At 72.1% G+C, this 15,486-nt stretch carries 14 protein-coding genes and 1 tRNA gene; 6 read left to right on the forward strand and 9 right to left on the reverse strand.

Going from position 1 to position 15,486, the window contains the following annotated elements; genetic code table 11:
- Nucleotides 1–37: 37 nt before the first annotated feature.
- On the reverse strand, nt 38–352 hold the full coding sequence (locus ABT085_RS09615) for a hypothetical protein (protein WP_351604021.1): 315 nt from the start codon (nt 350–352) through the stop codon (nt 38–40).
- A gap of 368 nt (nt 353–720) precedes the next feature.
- Here ABT085_RS09615 and ABT085_RS09620 point away from each other — a divergent pair, with 368 nt between their 5' ends.
- The gene (locus tag ABT085_RS09620; RefSeq protein WP_351604023.1) at nt 721–1,593 is read left to right on the forward strand and encodes a bifunctional DNA primase/polymerase; all 873 of its coding nucleotides are present in this window, start codon (nt 721–723) and stop codon (nt 1,591–1,593) included.
- 22 nt (nt 1,594–1,615) lie between these two features.
- Here ABT085_RS09620 and ABT085_RS09625 read toward each other — a convergent pair whose 3' ends face one another.
- The 3 genes from ABT085_RS09625 to ABT085_RS09635 all read right to left on the reverse strand — a co-directional run bounded on the left by ABT085_RS09625 (nt 1,616) and on the right by ABT085_RS09635 (nt 4,952).
- On the reverse strand, nt 1,616–3,169 hold the full coding sequence (locus ABT085_RS09625; RefSeq protein ID WP_351604025.1) for a hypothetical protein: 1,554 nt from the start codon (nt 3,167–3,169) through the stop codon (nt 1,616–1,618).
- A gap of 170 nt (nt 3,170–3,339) precedes the next feature.
- A tRNA-Ser gene (locus ABT085_RS09630) sits at nt 3,340–3,426 on the reverse strand.
- 74 nt (nt 3,427–3,500) lie between these two features.
- Nucleotides 3,501–4,952: a S1C family serine protease gene (locus tag ABT085_RS09635; RefSeq protein ID WP_351604027.1), complete on the reverse strand. Its 1,452-nt coding sequence runs from the start codon at nt 4,950–4,952 to the stop codon at nt 3,501–3,503.
- A gap of 260 nt (nt 4,953–5,212) precedes the next feature.
- On the opposite strand from ABT085_RS09635, the gene ABT085_RS09640 reads away from it, so the two are divergent.
- Entirely contained in the window at nt 5,213–6,040 is an 828-nt protein-coding gene (locus tag ABT085_RS09640; RefSeq protein WP_351604029.1) for a glycerophosphodiester phosphodiesterase family protein, read from the forward strand.
- 141 nt (nt 6,041–6,181) lie between these two features.
- Here the strand turns inward: ABT085_RS09640 and ABT085_RS09645 are convergent, their stop codons facing one another.
- On the reverse strand, nt 6,182–6,307 hold the full coding sequence (locus ABT085_RS09645) for a hypothetical protein (RefSeq protein WP_351604092.1): 126 nt from the start codon (nt 6,305–6,307) through the stop codon (nt 6,182–6,184).
- On the opposite strand from ABT085_RS09645, the gene ABT085_RS09650 reads away from it, so the two are divergent.
- Nucleotides 6,264–6,815, forward strand: coding sequence for an ATP-binding protein (locus ABT085_RS09650; RefSeq protein WP_351604031.1), 552 nt, complete (start codon nt 6,264–6,266; stop codon nt 6,813–6,815). The two genes, ABT085_RS09645 and ABT085_RS09650, sit on opposite strands and share 44 nt — an antisense overlap.
- A gap of 267 nt (nt 6,816–7,082) precedes the next feature.
- The gene (locus ABT085_RS09655; RefSeq protein WP_351604033.1) at nt 7,083–8,048 is read left to right on the forward strand and encodes a DUF5926 family protein; all 966 of its coding nucleotides are present in this window, start codon (nt 7,083–7,085) and stop codon (nt 8,046–8,048) included.
- Nucleotides 8,049–8,368: 320 nt separating this feature from the next.
- On the opposite strand, the gene ABT085_RS09660 is transcribed toward ABT085_RS09655, so the two are convergent.
- On the reverse strand, nt 8,369–9,139 hold the full coding sequence (locus ABT085_RS09660) for a hypothetical protein (protein ID WP_351604035.1): 771 nt from the start codon (nt 9,137–9,139) through the stop codon (nt 8,369–8,371).
- A 56-nt stretch (nt 9,140–9,195) separates the two neighbouring features.
- The gene (locus ABT085_RS09665; RefSeq protein ID WP_351604037.1) at nt 9,196–9,861 is read right to left on the reverse strand and encodes a bifunctional DNA primase/polymerase; all 666 of its coding nucleotides are present in this window, start codon (nt 9,859–9,861) and stop codon (nt 9,196–9,198) included.
- Between the two features lie 516 nt (nt 9,862–10,377).
- Between ABT085_RS09665 and ABT085_RS09670 the strand changes: the two genes are divergently transcribed.
- The gene (locus tag ABT085_RS09670; RefSeq protein WP_351604039.1) at nt 10,378–11,910 is read left to right on the forward strand and encodes a PP2C family protein-serine/threonine phosphatase; all 1,533 of its coding nucleotides are present in this window, start codon (nt 10,378–10,380) and stop codon (nt 11,908–11,910) included.
- Nucleotides 11,911–12,137: 227 nt separating this feature from the next.
- On the forward strand, nt 12,138–13,604 hold the full coding sequence (locus ABT085_RS09675) for an aminopeptidase P family protein (protein WP_351604041.1): 1,467 nt from the start codon (nt 12,138–12,140) through the stop codon (nt 13,602–13,604).
- 109 nt (nt 13,605–13,713) lie between these two features.
- On the opposite strand, the gene ABT085_RS09680 is transcribed toward ABT085_RS09675, so the two are convergent.
- A complete protein-coding gene (locus ABT085_RS09680) occupies nt 13,714–14,538 on the reverse strand; it encodes a triphosphoribosyl-dephospho-CoA synthase (protein WP_351604043.1) in 825 nt (274 codons plus the stop codon).
- Between the two features lie 170 nt (nt 14,539–14,708).
- Nucleotides 14,709–15,320: an ATP-binding protein gene (locus ABT085_RS09685; RefSeq protein ID WP_351604045.1), complete on the reverse strand. Its 612-nt coding sequence runs from the start codon at nt 15,318–15,320 to the stop codon at nt 14,709–14,711.
- Nucleotides 15,321–15,486: the final 166 nt, after the last annotated feature.

The following is a 15,486-nucleotide window of genomic DNA, read 5'->3' on the forward strand; positions in this document are numbered from 1 at the left end:
GACCGGAGCCGGCGCACCGGTCACCCGCCGCCGCGGGTCACCGCCACAGCGGTCCGAAGTTGACGAGGACGTTCGAGTTGCCCTGGTTGAGGGCGGTGAACGCGGACCCGTTGACCTGGGCGGTATTGGTCTGGTTCGAAGCGCCGGTGCCGACCGCCTGCTGTTGTGTGGTGGACGAGTTGCCGCTGTTGTCGCGGCCGACCCCGCTGCCGGTGACACTCGCGGCACCCGCGTTCGATCCGTCGTTCGCGAAGGAGCCGTCGTCGGCCGCCGCGACGCCGGTGAACAGGACGGCCGCGAGCGGAAGGGCGGAAGCGGCGGCGAGAACACGGGCGGTACGGATGCTTGCCATGTTGTTCCTCCAGAACTGGTTACGCGTCCGGACCGAGGCCCGGGAATATCTGAAACAGGGCTGCTCACCAGGCAGTTGGCCGACCGCCTCGGCGTGGTGCACGACGTCGCGAGACCAGAGTTGCCCATCGGATCCCCGCCGAACCAGCCCGGAAGGTGCGATTCGCTCTCAAGTGTGAGGACAAGTCGATAAACCCCTTTCGCCACTTTCGTCGACCCAACGTCCCAGCTCAGGGCAGTACGGGCATCCCGCGCTCAAGCCGCGCAAGGGGTGAAGCGTTCCGGCATATTTCCAGCCATTCCACCTGGCCTCGGCGCGTCGGACCTCCCCCTCTTCCCTTTTTCGAACGTGAGTACGAACATGGATGCATGGCCACCACCCACCGGCAGGCCACGACGCTGGCCCTCGCACACGCCCTGTCGGCCGCCGAACGCGGCCTGGCCGTCCTCCCCCTGTCCCGGACGAAGCTCCCGGCCCTGCGATCCCCCCACCGCCGCGACCCGGCGGCCCCGCCCTGCCACGGCGAGTGCGGCCGCTTCGGGCACGGCGTGTACGACGCCTCGACCGACCCGGTACGCATCCGCGCGCTGTTCGCCGCCGCCCCCTGGACCACCGGCTACGGCATCGCCTGCGGCCTGCCCCCGCACCATCTGATCGGCGTCGACCTGGACACCAAGTCCGGTACGGACGCCCCCGCGGCCCTGCGCGAACTGGCCCGGCGCCATCTGTTCACGATCCCCGCCACCGTCGTCGTCCTGACCCCCAGCGGCGGCCGCCACCTCTGGCTGACCGGGCCGCCGCACGTCGTCGTCCCCAACTCCGCCGGCCGCCTCGCCCCCGGCATCGACATCCGCGGCGCCGGCGGCTACCTCGTGGGCCCCGGCTCCCGCACCGCCCACGGCGTCTACGGCGTCGCCCCCGGCTGCGCCCGGCTCGCCCCGGCCCCCTGCCCGCCCGCGCTGCTGCGCCTGCTGCTCCCGCCGCCCCGCACCCACCGCGCCACGACGTCCGCCGCCGACGGCCACGGCCAGGGCCTGGTCCAGTTCGTCCTCGCCGCGCACGAGGGCCAGCGCAACACCCGCCTGTTCTGGGCGGCCTGCCGCGCCTACGAGAACGGCATCGGCCCCGCCCTCCTCGCGCCCCTGGTCGACGCGGCGGTGGTCACCGGCCTGGCCGAACACGAGGCACGCGCGACGATCGCCTCGGCAGCCCGGCTGACATCCCACCGGCCCTGGTCATGAGGCCGGTTCCCGGCCGCAGCCGTCAGCCGATGGCGTACGCCCGGTACACCGTCTCCACCGAGCGGTCCCCGGCGGAGTCGGTCACCTCGGAGCGCAGGGCGACGGCGCCGGAGGCCGGGTTGCGCACGGACGCCTGCCAGCCGGTGCCGGAGTGCCTGACCGCCGCCGCCTTCCAGGTCCTGCCGCCGTCGGCGGAGGACCAGACCCGGACGGATTTGGCGGTCACCTTGGTGAACTTCACGTCGGAGCTCTGCGAGCCGCGCAGGGCGCTCACGTCGACCGTCGTGGTGGTGTTCGGCGCCGCCTGGTTGCGGGTGTTCAGCCCGGTGGGCAGGAAGCGGGTCAGGAACACGGGCGCGACCGCCGACTTGGCCGGGTCGGCCTTGAAGTACCAGTCGACGGTGGTGCGCGGCGACAGCATCCCGGCGGGGAAGGTGATGCCCGGGCGGTAGCGGCGCGCGTCGACGGTCAGGCGGTACCAGCCGGCCGTGTGGATCCGGGCGGAGAACACGTCCTCGGAGGAGCCCCAGTTGCTCAGGGTCTGCTTCTTGACGACGGTGCTCCCCTTGGACAGGACGACCGTCTCCTTCGTCGGGTCGGCCCCGCCGGTGCCGATGTCGGGGTCCCCGATCAGGGCGTCCGCGACGAAGTCGACGGACTTCTGCCAGACCGTCGGCAGGAAGTACGTCGGGCCCCATACGGCGCGGCCGAAGGGCTGGGTGAGGCTCTGTCCCGCCGCCGGCGTCCTGAGCTTCGCGAAACCGCCGCCGACGACTTCGCCGTTGCTCGCGAAGATGTCGTCGCGCGGCTGCCAGGTCCCGGGGGTCACATGGGCGGTGGCGACGTACGGCGCGTTGTCGTTGCGGACCTCGGCCATCAGGTCGGTGGTGCAGTCGTCGGCCTTCGGGTGGGGCTGGAGCGCGGTGTCGTGCTGCGTGGCGATCTGCGTACCGCTGCGCACCGAGAAACGCATCGTCGCCAGGTTCGACCGCTTGAACGACCCACCGGGCGCGGTCGGGATGCCCGTGGTGTTCTTCGCGACGACGTAGCTGTCGTTGCCGGACCAGTTCGCCAGGTACCCGAACTTGAGCAGCTTGGACGAGTTCGGGATGACGTAGAGGTGCCCCGCCTCGTTCCATCCGCTCACGCCGTAGGCGGAGGGCATGTCGGTGACGGCGGCGCACACCCGCGCGTCGAGCCGCGCCGGGCCGGTCACGTCGGCGGGCGTGTCGAGCGACACCTTGACGGCCTTGCCCTTGCGCGCGTCGAGGGTCACCGACGTGCTCCCCGACACCTGTACGACCTGCGCGCCGAGCGTGTCGGTGCCCAGACCGTCCGTGGCGCTCTCGTAGATGTCGGTCATCGCGACATAGCGCCCCGTCGGCAGGCTGATCCGCTTGCCGGACCTGACGGTGTACCTCCGGCCGGACGGCACGGCGACGACGGTGACGGCCGTCGCGACCTTGGTGCCGTGCCGCCCCAGCGTGGTGACGGCCAGTGAGCCCGACGCCGCCTGCGCGGAAGCGGCTGAAGCGACCAGCGGCACCAGCGCGGCCACCCCGACGGAAGCGAGCATCCTGCGTCGCACCATCGTCAACTTCCCCCTCCGCCCCCGAAGTCGTCCCATCCTAGCCATGTCACGGACATGGCAGATCAGGCCGAGGGGGACACAGGGGACCGGCCATGCAGAAGGGGTGCCTCTCGGTGAGAGACACCCCTTCCGGCCTGCAACGCTCATGAACTGCGCGGAGGTGGTGGGATTTGAACCCACGGTGACATCGCTGCCACGACGGTTTTCAAGACCGTTCCCTTCGGCCGCTCGGGCACACCTCCCCGCGTCGCCGGTCATCGGCGGCGCGGGGACAAGAGTAACGGGTTGGCACGCGCGCGCGAGTCGCCCGGCGCGGTCAGCTGTCGCCGGTACGGGAACCCAGGGTGACCTCGGTGGTGTGGGTCTTGCCGTCGCGCTCGTAGGTGATCGTCACCTGGTCGCCCGGCTTGTGGGTCCAGATCTCGCCGATCAGGGTGGGACCGCTGTCGATCACGTGGTCGTCGAGCTTGGTGATGACGTCACCCGACTTCAGGCCCGCCTTGTCGGCGGGGCCGCCGGACTCGACGGAGGAGGCACCGCCGGCGCCCTGGTCGGTGATCTTCGCGCCGTTCGCCGAGTCCTGGAGAGAGACCGAGGCGCCGATCTTCGCGTAGACCGGCTTCCCGGTCTTGATCAGCTGCTGGGCGACGTACTTGGCCTGGTTGATCGGAATGGCGAAGCCGAGGCCGATCGAGCCGGACTGGCTGGTGCCGCCGAGGCCGCCGCTGCCGGTGGACTGGATCGCGGAGTTGATGCCGATGACGTTGCCCTGGGCGTCGAGCAGCGGACCGCCGGAGTTGCCCGGGTTGATCGAGGCGTCCGTCTGGAGGGCGCTCATGTAGGACGCCTGGCTGCCGGTGCCGTCGCTGGAGGCCACCGGGCGGTTCTTGGCGCTGATGATGCCCGTCGTCACCGTGTTGGACAGGCCGAAGGGGGCGCCGATGGCGATGGTGGAGTCGCCGACGGCCACGTCGTCGGAGTTGCCGAGGGTCAGCGGCTTCAGGTCCGAGGGGGCGTTCTTGAGCTTGATGACCGCCACGTCGTACCCCTGGGCGTGGCCGACCACCTCGGCGTCGTACTTCTTGCCGTCGGGGAAGGTGGCCGTGAGCTTGCCGCCGTCGACCGCGTCGGCCACGACGTGGTTGTTGGTGACGATGTGGCCCTGGGTGTCGAACACGAAGCCGGTGCCGGTGCCGCCCTCGCCGTTGGTGGACTCGGCCTCGATGGTGACGGTGCTCGGCAGCGCCTTGGAGGCCACCGCCGCGATGGTGCCGGGGTCACGCTTGACGGCGCCGCCGCTGGTGGAGGAGGAGACGGTCGTGGAGCCGTTGTCGTCGTTCTTCGCCAGCGTGTAGCCGAGCCCGCCGCCGAGACCGCCGGCGACCAGCGCGGCCACCAGGACCGCCGCGACGAGACCGCCGCGGCCGCCGCCGGGCTTGGGCGCGGACGGCTGGTACGAGGCACCCCAGCCGGAACCCGCACCGCCGCCGTCGGCGTACGCGGGCGTGACCGGCGGCGGGGGCGGCCAGCCGCCCTCGGGCGCGGATCCGGTGTTCTGGCCCCCGTCGTACGGACCGGCCGAGGCGTACGCGGGCGCGGGCCCGGAATGCTGCGGCATTCCGGGAGCGGCCGGCGCCACCGGCGGGACCGGAGTCGTGGGCGCGCTGTCGGGCGTGGTGGCCTGCGGGGAAGCCACGGGAGATTCCACCGGCACAGGAGGTGCTGACGGGGCCTGGGGAACCTCGGTGCCCTCGTTCTCGGTGCTCACAGCTCTTCTCCTCGATCCACGGCTGTTTGTTCTCGGTCGCACTCGGTCACGCTCGCTCACGCTTGTCGTCGACCCGGCGCGCTGCAGCTGTGCATGTGCATGTGTATGCGGACAGCTTTTCCCACGGGCCGTCAGAGCACCATAAGCGGTGGCTGTGGGAACACGACCATTCTTTATATCCGACATTCTGCCCTGCTCGGGACACTTTTTCGGATGCCTCCGGCCCGACGCCCGCCCCGAGCCGGTGACACCATGACGCGGTGACCCAAGCACGGCAGCACCACATCCAAGTCGTCGCCCATCGCGGAGCCTCCGAGGATGCCCCCGAGCACACCCTCGCCGCGTACAGGAAAGCGATCGAGGACGGCGCGGACGCACTCGAGTGCGATGTCAGGCTGACCGCCGACGGCCATCTCGTCTGTGTCCACGACCGCCGCGTCAACCGTACGTCCAACGGGCGCGGAGCGGTGTCGGCCCTGGAGCTCGCCGAACTGGCGGCGCTGGACTTCGGCTCCTGGAAGAAGCGGGAGCTGTGGCACCTGCGCGACGAGGAGCCCGACTGGGAGGTCCGCCCCGAGGACCCCGAGGACACCTCCGTCCTCACCCTGGAGCGGCTGCTCGCACTCGTCGCCGACTCGGGACGGCGGGTGGAGCTGGCCATCGAGACCAAGCACCCCACCCGCTGGGCCGGGCAGGTCGAGGACCGGCTGCTGCTGCTCCTGAGACGGTTCGGCCTGGACGCCCCGCCCGCGCCCGAGGAGTCGCCCGTGCGCGTCATGAGCTTCTCGGCGCGCTCGCTGCACCGCGTGCGGGCCGCCTCGCCGACGCTTCCCACGGTGTCCCTCATGCAGTTCGTCTCGCCGCGGCTGCGCGACGGACGGCTGCCGGCGGGGGTCCGGATCGCCGGTCCCTCGATCCGGATCGTGCGCAACCACCCGGGATACATCGAGCGCCTGAAGGGCGCCGGCCACCAGGTTCACGTGTGGACCGTGAACGAGCCCGAGGACGTCGATCTCTGCGTCGGCCTGGGCATCGACGCCATCATCACCAACCGGCCGCGCACCGTTCTCCAACAATTGGGCCGCTGACTCGGCTGTCCCATGAAACAACTCTTGACCCAGGCGTTTCGGTGAAGCATCCTCCGATCTCGGCCATACCGACGAAATCCAGCCACTCCCCGTCGGAAGTGCTCCGGCGCGTTCGCTCCGTGTTCGATCGCCTCGAGTGCGTCACGACACGTGGATCAGCCGGTTTCCGGTACAGGCCAATGGGGCATCCACACCGTGGCGTGGGGCGAAGGAGGTCTCGGGGGTGGCGTTGGTGGTGGCACAGGAGGTGCCCACGTCGTCGAGCATGGCCGTACCCCATGGCCCTGCGGGCGTAGGGGCTGCAAGACACCGGATGCGCGATCAGTTGCGCAGCGGCGGTGTAGCGGAATCGGTCATCGACGATGCCGTACTGATCCTTTCCGAACTTTTGAGCAATGCGTGCAAGCACGGCAGGCCCTTGGGGGACGCACCCGCCGGGGACGGTGACGTCCGGGCCGCGTGGCGCGTCGACCAGAGCGGCAGGCTGACCGTCGAGGTGACGGACGGCGGCGGACCGACCCGCCCGGCCCCGGCCACTCCCTCGGTCACCGCGCACGGCGGCCGCGGGCTGGCCATCATCACGGCGCTGGCCGACGACTGGGGCGTCCGGGACGACGCCCGGGGCGAGGTCACGGTGTGGGTCGTCGTCCACGAGGACGTCCACGATCCCGACGCCGGGTACGGCAGGGCCGGCTTCGCCTCCCGGGTCACGGCGCCGGCCGTGCCGGCGATGCGCGACCTCTCCTTCGCGGACGCGTTCGACGACCTGGGCTGAGCCCCGGGCGGCGGCCCCGCCGGGTGCCGGTTCCCGGGCGCCGCGCACCCCTCCTCACCCGCACGGCCCTCGCATACGTGTCGCCCGGGTACGGACCCGGCGCGGGCGCGGCCGTCCTGTACCGGTTCGTCGCGTACGCGTCCGCCCGGACGGGCCGGCCGCGTGACGGGACACCGCCGCATGCGTCGTCCACAGGTCCCGTGGGTTCCCGTACGAGCGGCTAGGCTCCCGCCCGTACAGACGAGCCGTAACCGGGAGACACGCACGATGGCCAAGAAGCGACCCCAGACGACGGCCAGGCGGCCGCAGCTCAGCGATGCGGAGATCCCGGTCGTCGGCGCCCGCGAACCCTGCCCCTGCGGCAGCGGCCGCCGCTACAAGGCGTGCCACGGCCGGGCCGCCGCCCAGGCCGCGGCCGAGCTGGTGCACCGCCCCTTCGAGGGGCTCGCGGGCGAGTGCGACTGGGTCGCGCTGCGCGAACTGGTGCCCGCGGCCACGGTGGAGCTGTCCCTGAAGGACGGCCTGCCCGAGGGCGTCCCCTCGGTCACCCTGGCCACGGTCCTGCCGATGGCCTGGCCCGCGCTGCGCCGCGACGACGGTTCGGTGCTGCTCGGTCTCCAGAACGACACGGCGTCGGGCGACATCAGCCGCGACCTCGCCGACACGCTGCTGCGCGCGCTGGAGGCCCAGCCCGGCACCCCGGTGCAGGGCCGCCGCGCCCCGGCGGACGGTCCCCGGCTCCAGGACCTCCTCGACCCCGAAGGCACCTTCGAGCCAGTTGTGCACGAGGGCTTCGAGTTCTGGGTGCCGGACGCGGAGCACGCCAGCCCCGAGGTGACCGCCTCCCTGGAGCGGGCCAACGACGCGGCCATCCCGACCGTGAAGCTGACCGGCGTGGACTCCGCCTACTGGTGCGAGACCCCGGAGAAGAACCACCTGCGGTGGGTCATGCCGCACGCCGAGGAGCACCTTCTGGACGCTCTGGCCCGACTGCACGCGGCCGGCCGCTCCAGCCTCGGCGAGGGCACCCGTCTGGTGGGCTCCTTCCGCGCGCACGGCCTGACCGTGCCGGTCTGGGACCTGCCGAGCGGTGTCGGCGCGGACGAGATCGAGAAGCCGGCGGCCGAGTTCGCCGAGCGGCTCGCCGCCGCCCTGGCCTCGGACGCCCCGCTCACCCCCGACGAGCGCCGCGCGCGCGGCGGACTCACCAACCGCCAGGTGACGCTCAGCTGACATACCGGTGCCGTGTCCCCTCGGGCTGACCGGTCGGTCAGCCCGGGGAATCGTCCGGCTGCCGTGACTCCAGCCACAACTCCCGCCCGGAGCAGGCCAGTCGGTGTCCGAATAGCCCTGTCATGGCCTACTGGGCGGTGTCCGAATAGCCGAGGGAAACAAGAGATCGAATTTGCGTAGGGCCGATCTCTTGTTACCGTTCCAGTAGCCCGGTTGCTGGTGCATCCCCCGTCGCCAGCAACCGGGTCTTTCCATGCCCGGCGCCGACCGGTGCACCCCGCCCCGGCGGGACGCGTGCGACAGCGCACCGCCCCGGCCGCTCAACCGGCCCCGCGCGGGCCCGAGTTCCCACCCGCGTCCGGCCCGGAGCCGCTTCCCGGCGCGTCCCCGCCGGTGCGCGTGGCCGAGCCCTCCGCGCTGCTCCCCGAACGCAGCAGCAGCGGACCGCGCCCGGACGGGCCCGCGAACTCCGCCACCGCCGTGTACGCGTCCGGCGCGCCCCGGGTGGGCTCGCGGGGCGTCTCGCAGATCCCCGGCTCGTCGTCGGTGCCCACCGCGCAGTCGATCTGCAGCGTGCGCCCGGCGGGCCCCATGAGGCTCAGCGCGGCACCGAGACCGCCGCCGGTCGCGTTGCGGTAGTAGGTGCGCGCCCAGGTGTCCTCGCCCTGCGTCATGACACAGGTCTGCGCCTCGATGCCGTCCGGCGAGGTGAGTTCGGGACCGCAGCGGGCGGCGGTGGCCAGGCCCAGGCCGAGCACCAGCGGAGAACGGCGGGGATCCGGGGTCGGCGCCTTCGCGTCCCCCGCGGACCCCGTGGAACCCACGGAACCCGTCGAGTCGGCCGGATCCATCAGCCCCGTCGCCCCCAAGGCCCCCGGAACACCCGGCGAACCGGCCGCACCAAAGGAATCCGAGCCACCGGAGGCCGAAGCACCGGAAGCCGCGGCGCCGGCCGCCTCACCGTCCGCCGACGGACGTACGACCGGCCGTCCCGTGCTCGTGAGCCCCACCTGCCCCGCCGACGCCATGGCCAGGGGCAGCGCCGCCGCACCTGCCACAACGCCCGCGAGGGCGAGAAGACGAACGTTCATGAACCGGAAGATAACGACCCCCGGCAGGCGCCCCGCCCGGCGCGCGTCCGACACCCCTACAACTCGGGCGCGCTCACACCCGTACGAGTGAGGGCCTCGACGACCGCGTCCACCACGGCCTCGACGTCGGGTACCCACGGTGCGGCGGAGCCGGGCAGCGGCGCACGCTCCCAGCGGATGGCACCCTGGCCGGTCTCCGACGGCGGCAGGGCGAGATAGCCGCCCTCGCCGTGGAAGCGGAGGGAGCCGGGGACGAAGTCCTGGGCGTAGAGCAGTTCGCCCAGTTGCTCCATCGAGTAGGGACGCACCAGCAGCGCCCACCGGGTGGGCGAGGCCACCACCGGGCCGAGGCGCATCCCCTTGCGGTCGAGCGCGGCAAGCGCGTGCGCGGCCGCGAGGGCGGGCAGGCTGACCGCGCAGGGCGCCCGGCCGCCGGTGGCGAGGATGATCGGCGCAGTCGGCCGGTTGGTCCACCACCAGCGCACCATGCGCGCGTCGGTGGTGGCCGCGAGGAGGCCGGGGTCGAACGGATGCGCACCGGGCACCGTGCACTCCGGGTCCGGGCAGCCGCAGCGGGCGCGCCCCTGCGGGTCCGCCGCCACTCCCGGGAGCACCGGCCACTGCCATTCCGCCGCGAAGCTCAGGGCCGCGCCGATCAACTCAGGCCCCCCGCCATTGCGCTGGGACAGGAGCCTGCGTCGCCTTCCGAGGATCTCGCGCATGAGCGCTCGTTCCTTTCCGTTGCACGCCTGGCAACACCGAGGACCACATCACACCATGTGTCGATCACTTCACTGTGCGTACCTGTTGGCGCATCACACCCCTGTCCGAGACAAGGGGAACCCCGCTGGGCCGAACGTTGGCTGCGTCCGCGGCCGTTCCGTCCACACTGCGTCTGACAAAAGCATGGGGCGTGGCATGGGGGTGGCGAAGTCTGGCGTTTTGCCGTTCCGCGTACTTCTCTCCGCCTCCGCCACGGGAGGATGGGGTTAGGTCGTCGGTGGCTATGACGCCCGGGTCGGTCACCAGGTTCCGGGTGGTCTCCAACCGCCCCTGGCCCTTACCGAGTACGTACCCATCACGACCGCTGTGACGCTCCGTCGAGCAAGGCCAGTCGACCGCAATCGCCCGTTACCCGAGTCAGTTTTAGGCCAACTTTGCTTTCCCGCAAGGGCTGGAGGAGGGACTCGTGAAAAGTTCCCGGAAACCTCTCGGACACCAGGAATCCCAGCAGGACAATGCTGGACATCTCCTCACGAGTGCGTGTACATGTGGAGACACTGCTAGCGGCGCAGAATGACATGGGGGTTTGCGATGCTTTTGAGCAATACGCACCGGTCGGAAAGCCGGATGACATGAACGCCCCTCACCCTCCGAAAGTGGCTGGAATCGATTCAACGGTTCCCGCACCCGCACACACTGTCGCGCCCGCGCCTGCCGCACCGGACAGCTCGTCCGTCCCACCCGACATCGCCTGCCGCACACCGCCCGGCACCGTGCTCCAGGACCGGCTCGCCGGCTGGGTCTCGGACCTCACGACGCTGCACGAACTCACCGAACGCCTGATCCGCACGGACACCCTGTCCGACGCACTCCAGGAGCTGCTGGGGGCCGGCTCCGCCCTGGTGGGCGCCCGGCGCGGACTCGTCGTCCTGGAACCCGACGACGGGTTCGGGCCCGACACCACCATCGGTCTGGGCCTGGGCCGCGCCGATCTCGGCCACATCGAGACCGTGCCGCGCAGCGCCCTGCCCCAGGGCGCACTTCTGGACACCGACGCCGGACTGCCCGGCGGCGTTTGCGAGATCGTGCGCCCCGACCTGTTCGCCGAGGACGGGCTCGACCCCCGCCACCGCGAGGTGGCCGCCCGGCTCGGCTACGCCGCCAGCTACGCGCTCCCCCTGTCCACCGAGGCCGCGGGCCGCCTCGGCGCCGCCGTGTGGCTCTACGACGAGCCCGCCGAGCCGGACGAACGCCGGCGCCACCTGGTCGGCCTGTACGTCCGCTACGCCACCGAGCACCTCGCGCGGCTCGTCGAGGTCGAGCGCACGCGCGCGTGCATGGCGACCATGTCCGAGGAACTGCTGCCCTCACGGCTGCCCCGGGTCCCCGGGGTCCGGCTCGCCGTCCGGCACCGCACCGGGCCGCGCGGCGGCGGCGACTGGTACGACACGCTGCCGCTGCCCGACGCCGCGCTGGGCCTGGCGGTCGGGTCCGTCAGCGGGTCCGGGCCGAGCGCCGTCGCCGCGATGGGCCGGCTGCGCGCCTCCCTGCGGGCGTACGCCGTGATGGAGGGCGAGGATCCCGTCGCCGTCCTGTCCGACCTGGAGCTGCTGCTGCGGCTCACCGAGCCCGCCCGCTCCGCCACCGCCCTGTTCGCCTACTGCGAACCCGCGCTGCGCAAGGTCACCCTGGCCGGTGCCGGACACTGCCCACCGCTGCTGGTCGGCGACGGGCGCACGGAGTTCGTGGAGACCTCCGTCTCGGCGCCGCTCGGGATGCTCGCCTGCTGGGAGGCGCCCAGCGTGGAGTTCGAGACGGAACCGGGAGAGACGGTCCTGCTCTACACCGACGGGCTGCTGCACCGTACCGGCGACTGCGGGGACCGGGCCTTCGCCCGGCTGCACGCGGCGGCGGCGAGCGTCCCCAGGGCGCTGCGGACCGACCCGGACACGGTCGTGGAGCATGTGCTGCGCACCGTACTGCCGGACGGGCTGGACGCGGCGGACGGCGCGGAGGACGTGGTGCTGCTGGCGGCCCGCTTCGACTGACGCCCCGCGCCGACCACCCCTCGGCCCTCTCCGGGTGCCCCCTCGGTCCTCCCCGGTGACCGCCCTCGGCGCCCGCCCCCCGGCCCCTGGTGGGGCTCTCCCGGGCCCCGGACGCAGGTCCACGGGCCGCGGACGAAGATCGCCGAGCAAGGACGAAGGTCCTTCGGCCCTGGGCTCCTGGGCATACGACCGTACGATGGACACGGTCCAGTGCCGTATCAAGGAGGATGACCGTGGCCGACGAGCTCACCCCGGAGACCCCGGAGACTGAGTCGGAAGAGCCGATCAAGCAGCGCAAGAACGGCCTGTACCCGGGCGTGTCCGACGAGCTGGCCGAGAACATGAAGTCCGGCTGGGCCGACACGGAGCTGCGCGGTCTGGAGCCGATCGCCCAGGCCGCCGAGACCGCCGCCCGCCGTGCCGCGCTGTCCGCGCGCTTCCCCGGTGAGCGCCTGGTCGTTCCCGCGGGCAATCTGAAGACCCGCTCGAACGACACCGAGTACGCCTTCCGGGCGTCGACCGAGTACGCGTACCTGACCGGCAACCAGACCGAGGACGGCGTCCTGGTCCTGGAGCCGACCGCGGACGGTCACCAGGAGACGATCTACCTCCTGCCGCGCTCCGACCGTGAGAACGGCGAGTTCTGGCTCTCCGGGCAGGGCGAGCTGTGGGTCGGCCGCCGGCACTCCCTCACCGAGTCCGAGGCGCTCTACGGCATCCCCGCCGCCGACGTGCGCGAGCTGGCCGACAAGCTGCGCGAGGCCACCGGCCCGGTGCGCGTCGTGCGCGGCCACGACGCCGGCATCGAGGCAGCGCTGACCGACAAGGTCACCGCCGAGCGCGACGAGGAACTGCGCGTCTTCCTCTCCGAGGCCCGCCTGGTCAAGGACGCCTTCGAGGTCGGCGAGCTGCAGAAGGCCGTCGACTCGACCGTGCGCGGCTTCGAGGACGTCGTGAAGGTCCTCGACAAGGCCGAGGCGACCAGCGAGCGCTACATCGAGGGCACCTTCTTCCTGCGCGCCCGCGTGGAGGGCAACGACGTCGGCTACGGCACCATCGCCGCCGCCGGCCCGCACGCCTGCACCCTGCACTGGGTGCGCAACGACGGCCCGGTCCGCTCCGGCGACCTGCTGCTGCTGGACGCCGGCGTGGAGACGCACACGCTCTACACCGCCGACGTCACGCGCACGCTGCCGGTCAACGGCCGCTTCAGCGAGATCCAGAAGAAGATCTACGACGCCGTGTACGAGGCCCAGGAGGCCGGTATCGAGGCGGTCCGCCCGGGCGCCAAGTACCGCGACTTCCACGACGCCGCACAGCGCGTGCTGACCGAGAAGCTCGTCGAGTGGGGTCTCGTCGAGGGCCCGGTCGAGCGGGTGCTCGAACTCGGTCTCCAGCGCCGCTGGACGCTGCACGGCACCGGCCACATGCTCGGCATGGACGTCCACGACTGCGCGGCCGCCCGCGTCGAGTCGTACGTGGACGGCACGCTGGAGTCCGGCATGGTCCTCACCGTCGAGCCCGGTCTGTACTTCCAGGCCGACGACCTGACGGTGCCCGAGGAGTACCGCGGCATCGGCGTGCGCATCGAGGACGACATCCTGGTCACCGAGGACGGCAACCGGAACCTGTCGGACGGCCTGCCGCGCCGCTCCGACGAGGTCGAGTCCTGGATGGCCTCGCTCAAGGGCTGACAACGGCAGCGAACGGCCGGGCACCGCTGCGGTGCCCGGCCGTATCCGTGCCCGGAGCACGGGTCCCGGGTACCCGGACGGTCCCGTGGACGGCCGCCGGCCCTCGCTCTCAGCCGCGCGGGCCGACCGGCAGCGTGTCGAGGAACAGGGCGCCCGCCAGCAGCCCGGCGCTGCCCCGCGGGCTCCACGCGCGGGCGTGCAGATCGGTGTCGAGAGCGGCCAGGGCGGCCCGGCCCGGCCGCGTCGCGGTACCGCCCGCCGCCAGGACCTCACGGGCACCGGCCTGGACGTGCCGCAGGCCCAGCGGGCCCGCGGTGTGCAGCAGTTCGGTGTCCTGGAGGGTGGACATCACCGTCAGCAGGGCGTCGAGCCGGGCCTGTTCCTCGCCAGCACCGGCCGTGCGCGCGGCATCGAGCGCGTCCAACGCCCGCCGTACGTGCGGGAATCCGGCCTTCGCCTCACCGCGGGCGCCGGCCGCGCCGTACTTCACCGACACCGACGACCCCCTCGACGGCCGCCGCGGGGCGCCACGGTCTCTGTGCGCGGCGATCCGCCTGGCGCTCGCCGCCACCTCGCGGGCTCCCGCGCCGGGGTCGAGCGCGGCCGCCGCGACCAGCAGACCGAGCGCCCACAGGGCGCCCCGGTGACCGCCGCCGGCCAGGTGCACCGAGTGCTCGGTGCACCGCCCTATCGCGCCCAGTTCGGCGCGCAGCTGCGGTGTGGGCTCGCCGGTGCGACGGGCGGCCGCGGCCATCGCCGCGAGCCCGGGCGTCAGCGCCTTGGCCGACCAGCGCAGCAGGCGGTGGTCCTGGCGGGTGGCGCGCGCGGCGAGATCGCGCGGATCGGGCAGCCCGGGCTTGGGGACCAGCGCCAGTTGCCCGGTCAGCGCGTCCACCGCGACCCGCGCCAGCGCCTCGTCCTCGCGGCCCCTCATGTCCGTACCCCCGCGAGACAGCGGGCGCCGAGGGGGAGGTGCCGGGTGCCGTGGTTTCCCGTCATGGACGTGAACGTAGGGGACACGGCCCGTCGGGGACATGGGGCGAAGCCAGGAACTGGCTGTGAATCCCGGGAAGGCCGAACCGCGCGTTCCGCTCGCCCGGACCGCTACACCGCCATCAGCGGCGCGCCCTTCTTCCACTTGAGGATCTTGTCGAACCTCACCACCGCTCCGCCACGCCCCGGCCGGTTGCCGAAGTGGACGTGGTCGGCGAGCTCGTGGATGAGATGCAGTCCGCGGCCCTGTTCGGCGTAGACGTCGGGGCACGGCACGTCGGAATGCACGGCGAGGACATCGTGGCCGTCGTGACCGTCGTGGGCGCGGTGACCGCCGTGGTCGCCGTGGTCTCTGTAGCCGTCGTGGCCGTCGTGGCCGTCGGTGTCTCTGTAGCCGCCGTGGTCGACGTGGTCGCCGTGGTCGCCGTAGTCGCCGTAGTCGCCGTAGTCACCCGCGAAGCCCGGTCCCGAGTCGGCGACCTCGATACGGCACTTCTCGCCGTCGAGATAGGCGGTGACCCGGTACGCCTCCGGACAGCCGCCGTGCGGGGTGCCCCCGCCGTGCTCCACGGCGTTGGCGCAGGCCTCGCTGAGGGCGACCGAGAGGTCGTAGGAGATGTCGGGATCGACGCCCGCCGTCTCCATCGTGCCGAGCAGCAGGCGCCTCGCGAGCGGAACGCTCGCAGCTTCGCACCGCAGATGGAGTGACCACCAGATGCTCATGCTCCAGCCTCCTGGCTGCGCCTCGACATACCGTTACGTATTGCCCCGAGTGCCGTTGCGTAAGCGCGCTTTTCATGTGATGCCGCCCATCCGGAGGATGCGCCGAAGGGATCGAACGGTGTATGTGCGACCCATGCGCATCAACCGTGCCAGAAGGTGATCTTCC

The organism is Streptomyces sp. NPDC002265 (assembly GCF_040296125.1).
GTDB lineage: Bacteria > Actinomycetota > Actinomycetes > Streptomycetales > Streptomycetaceae > Streptomyces.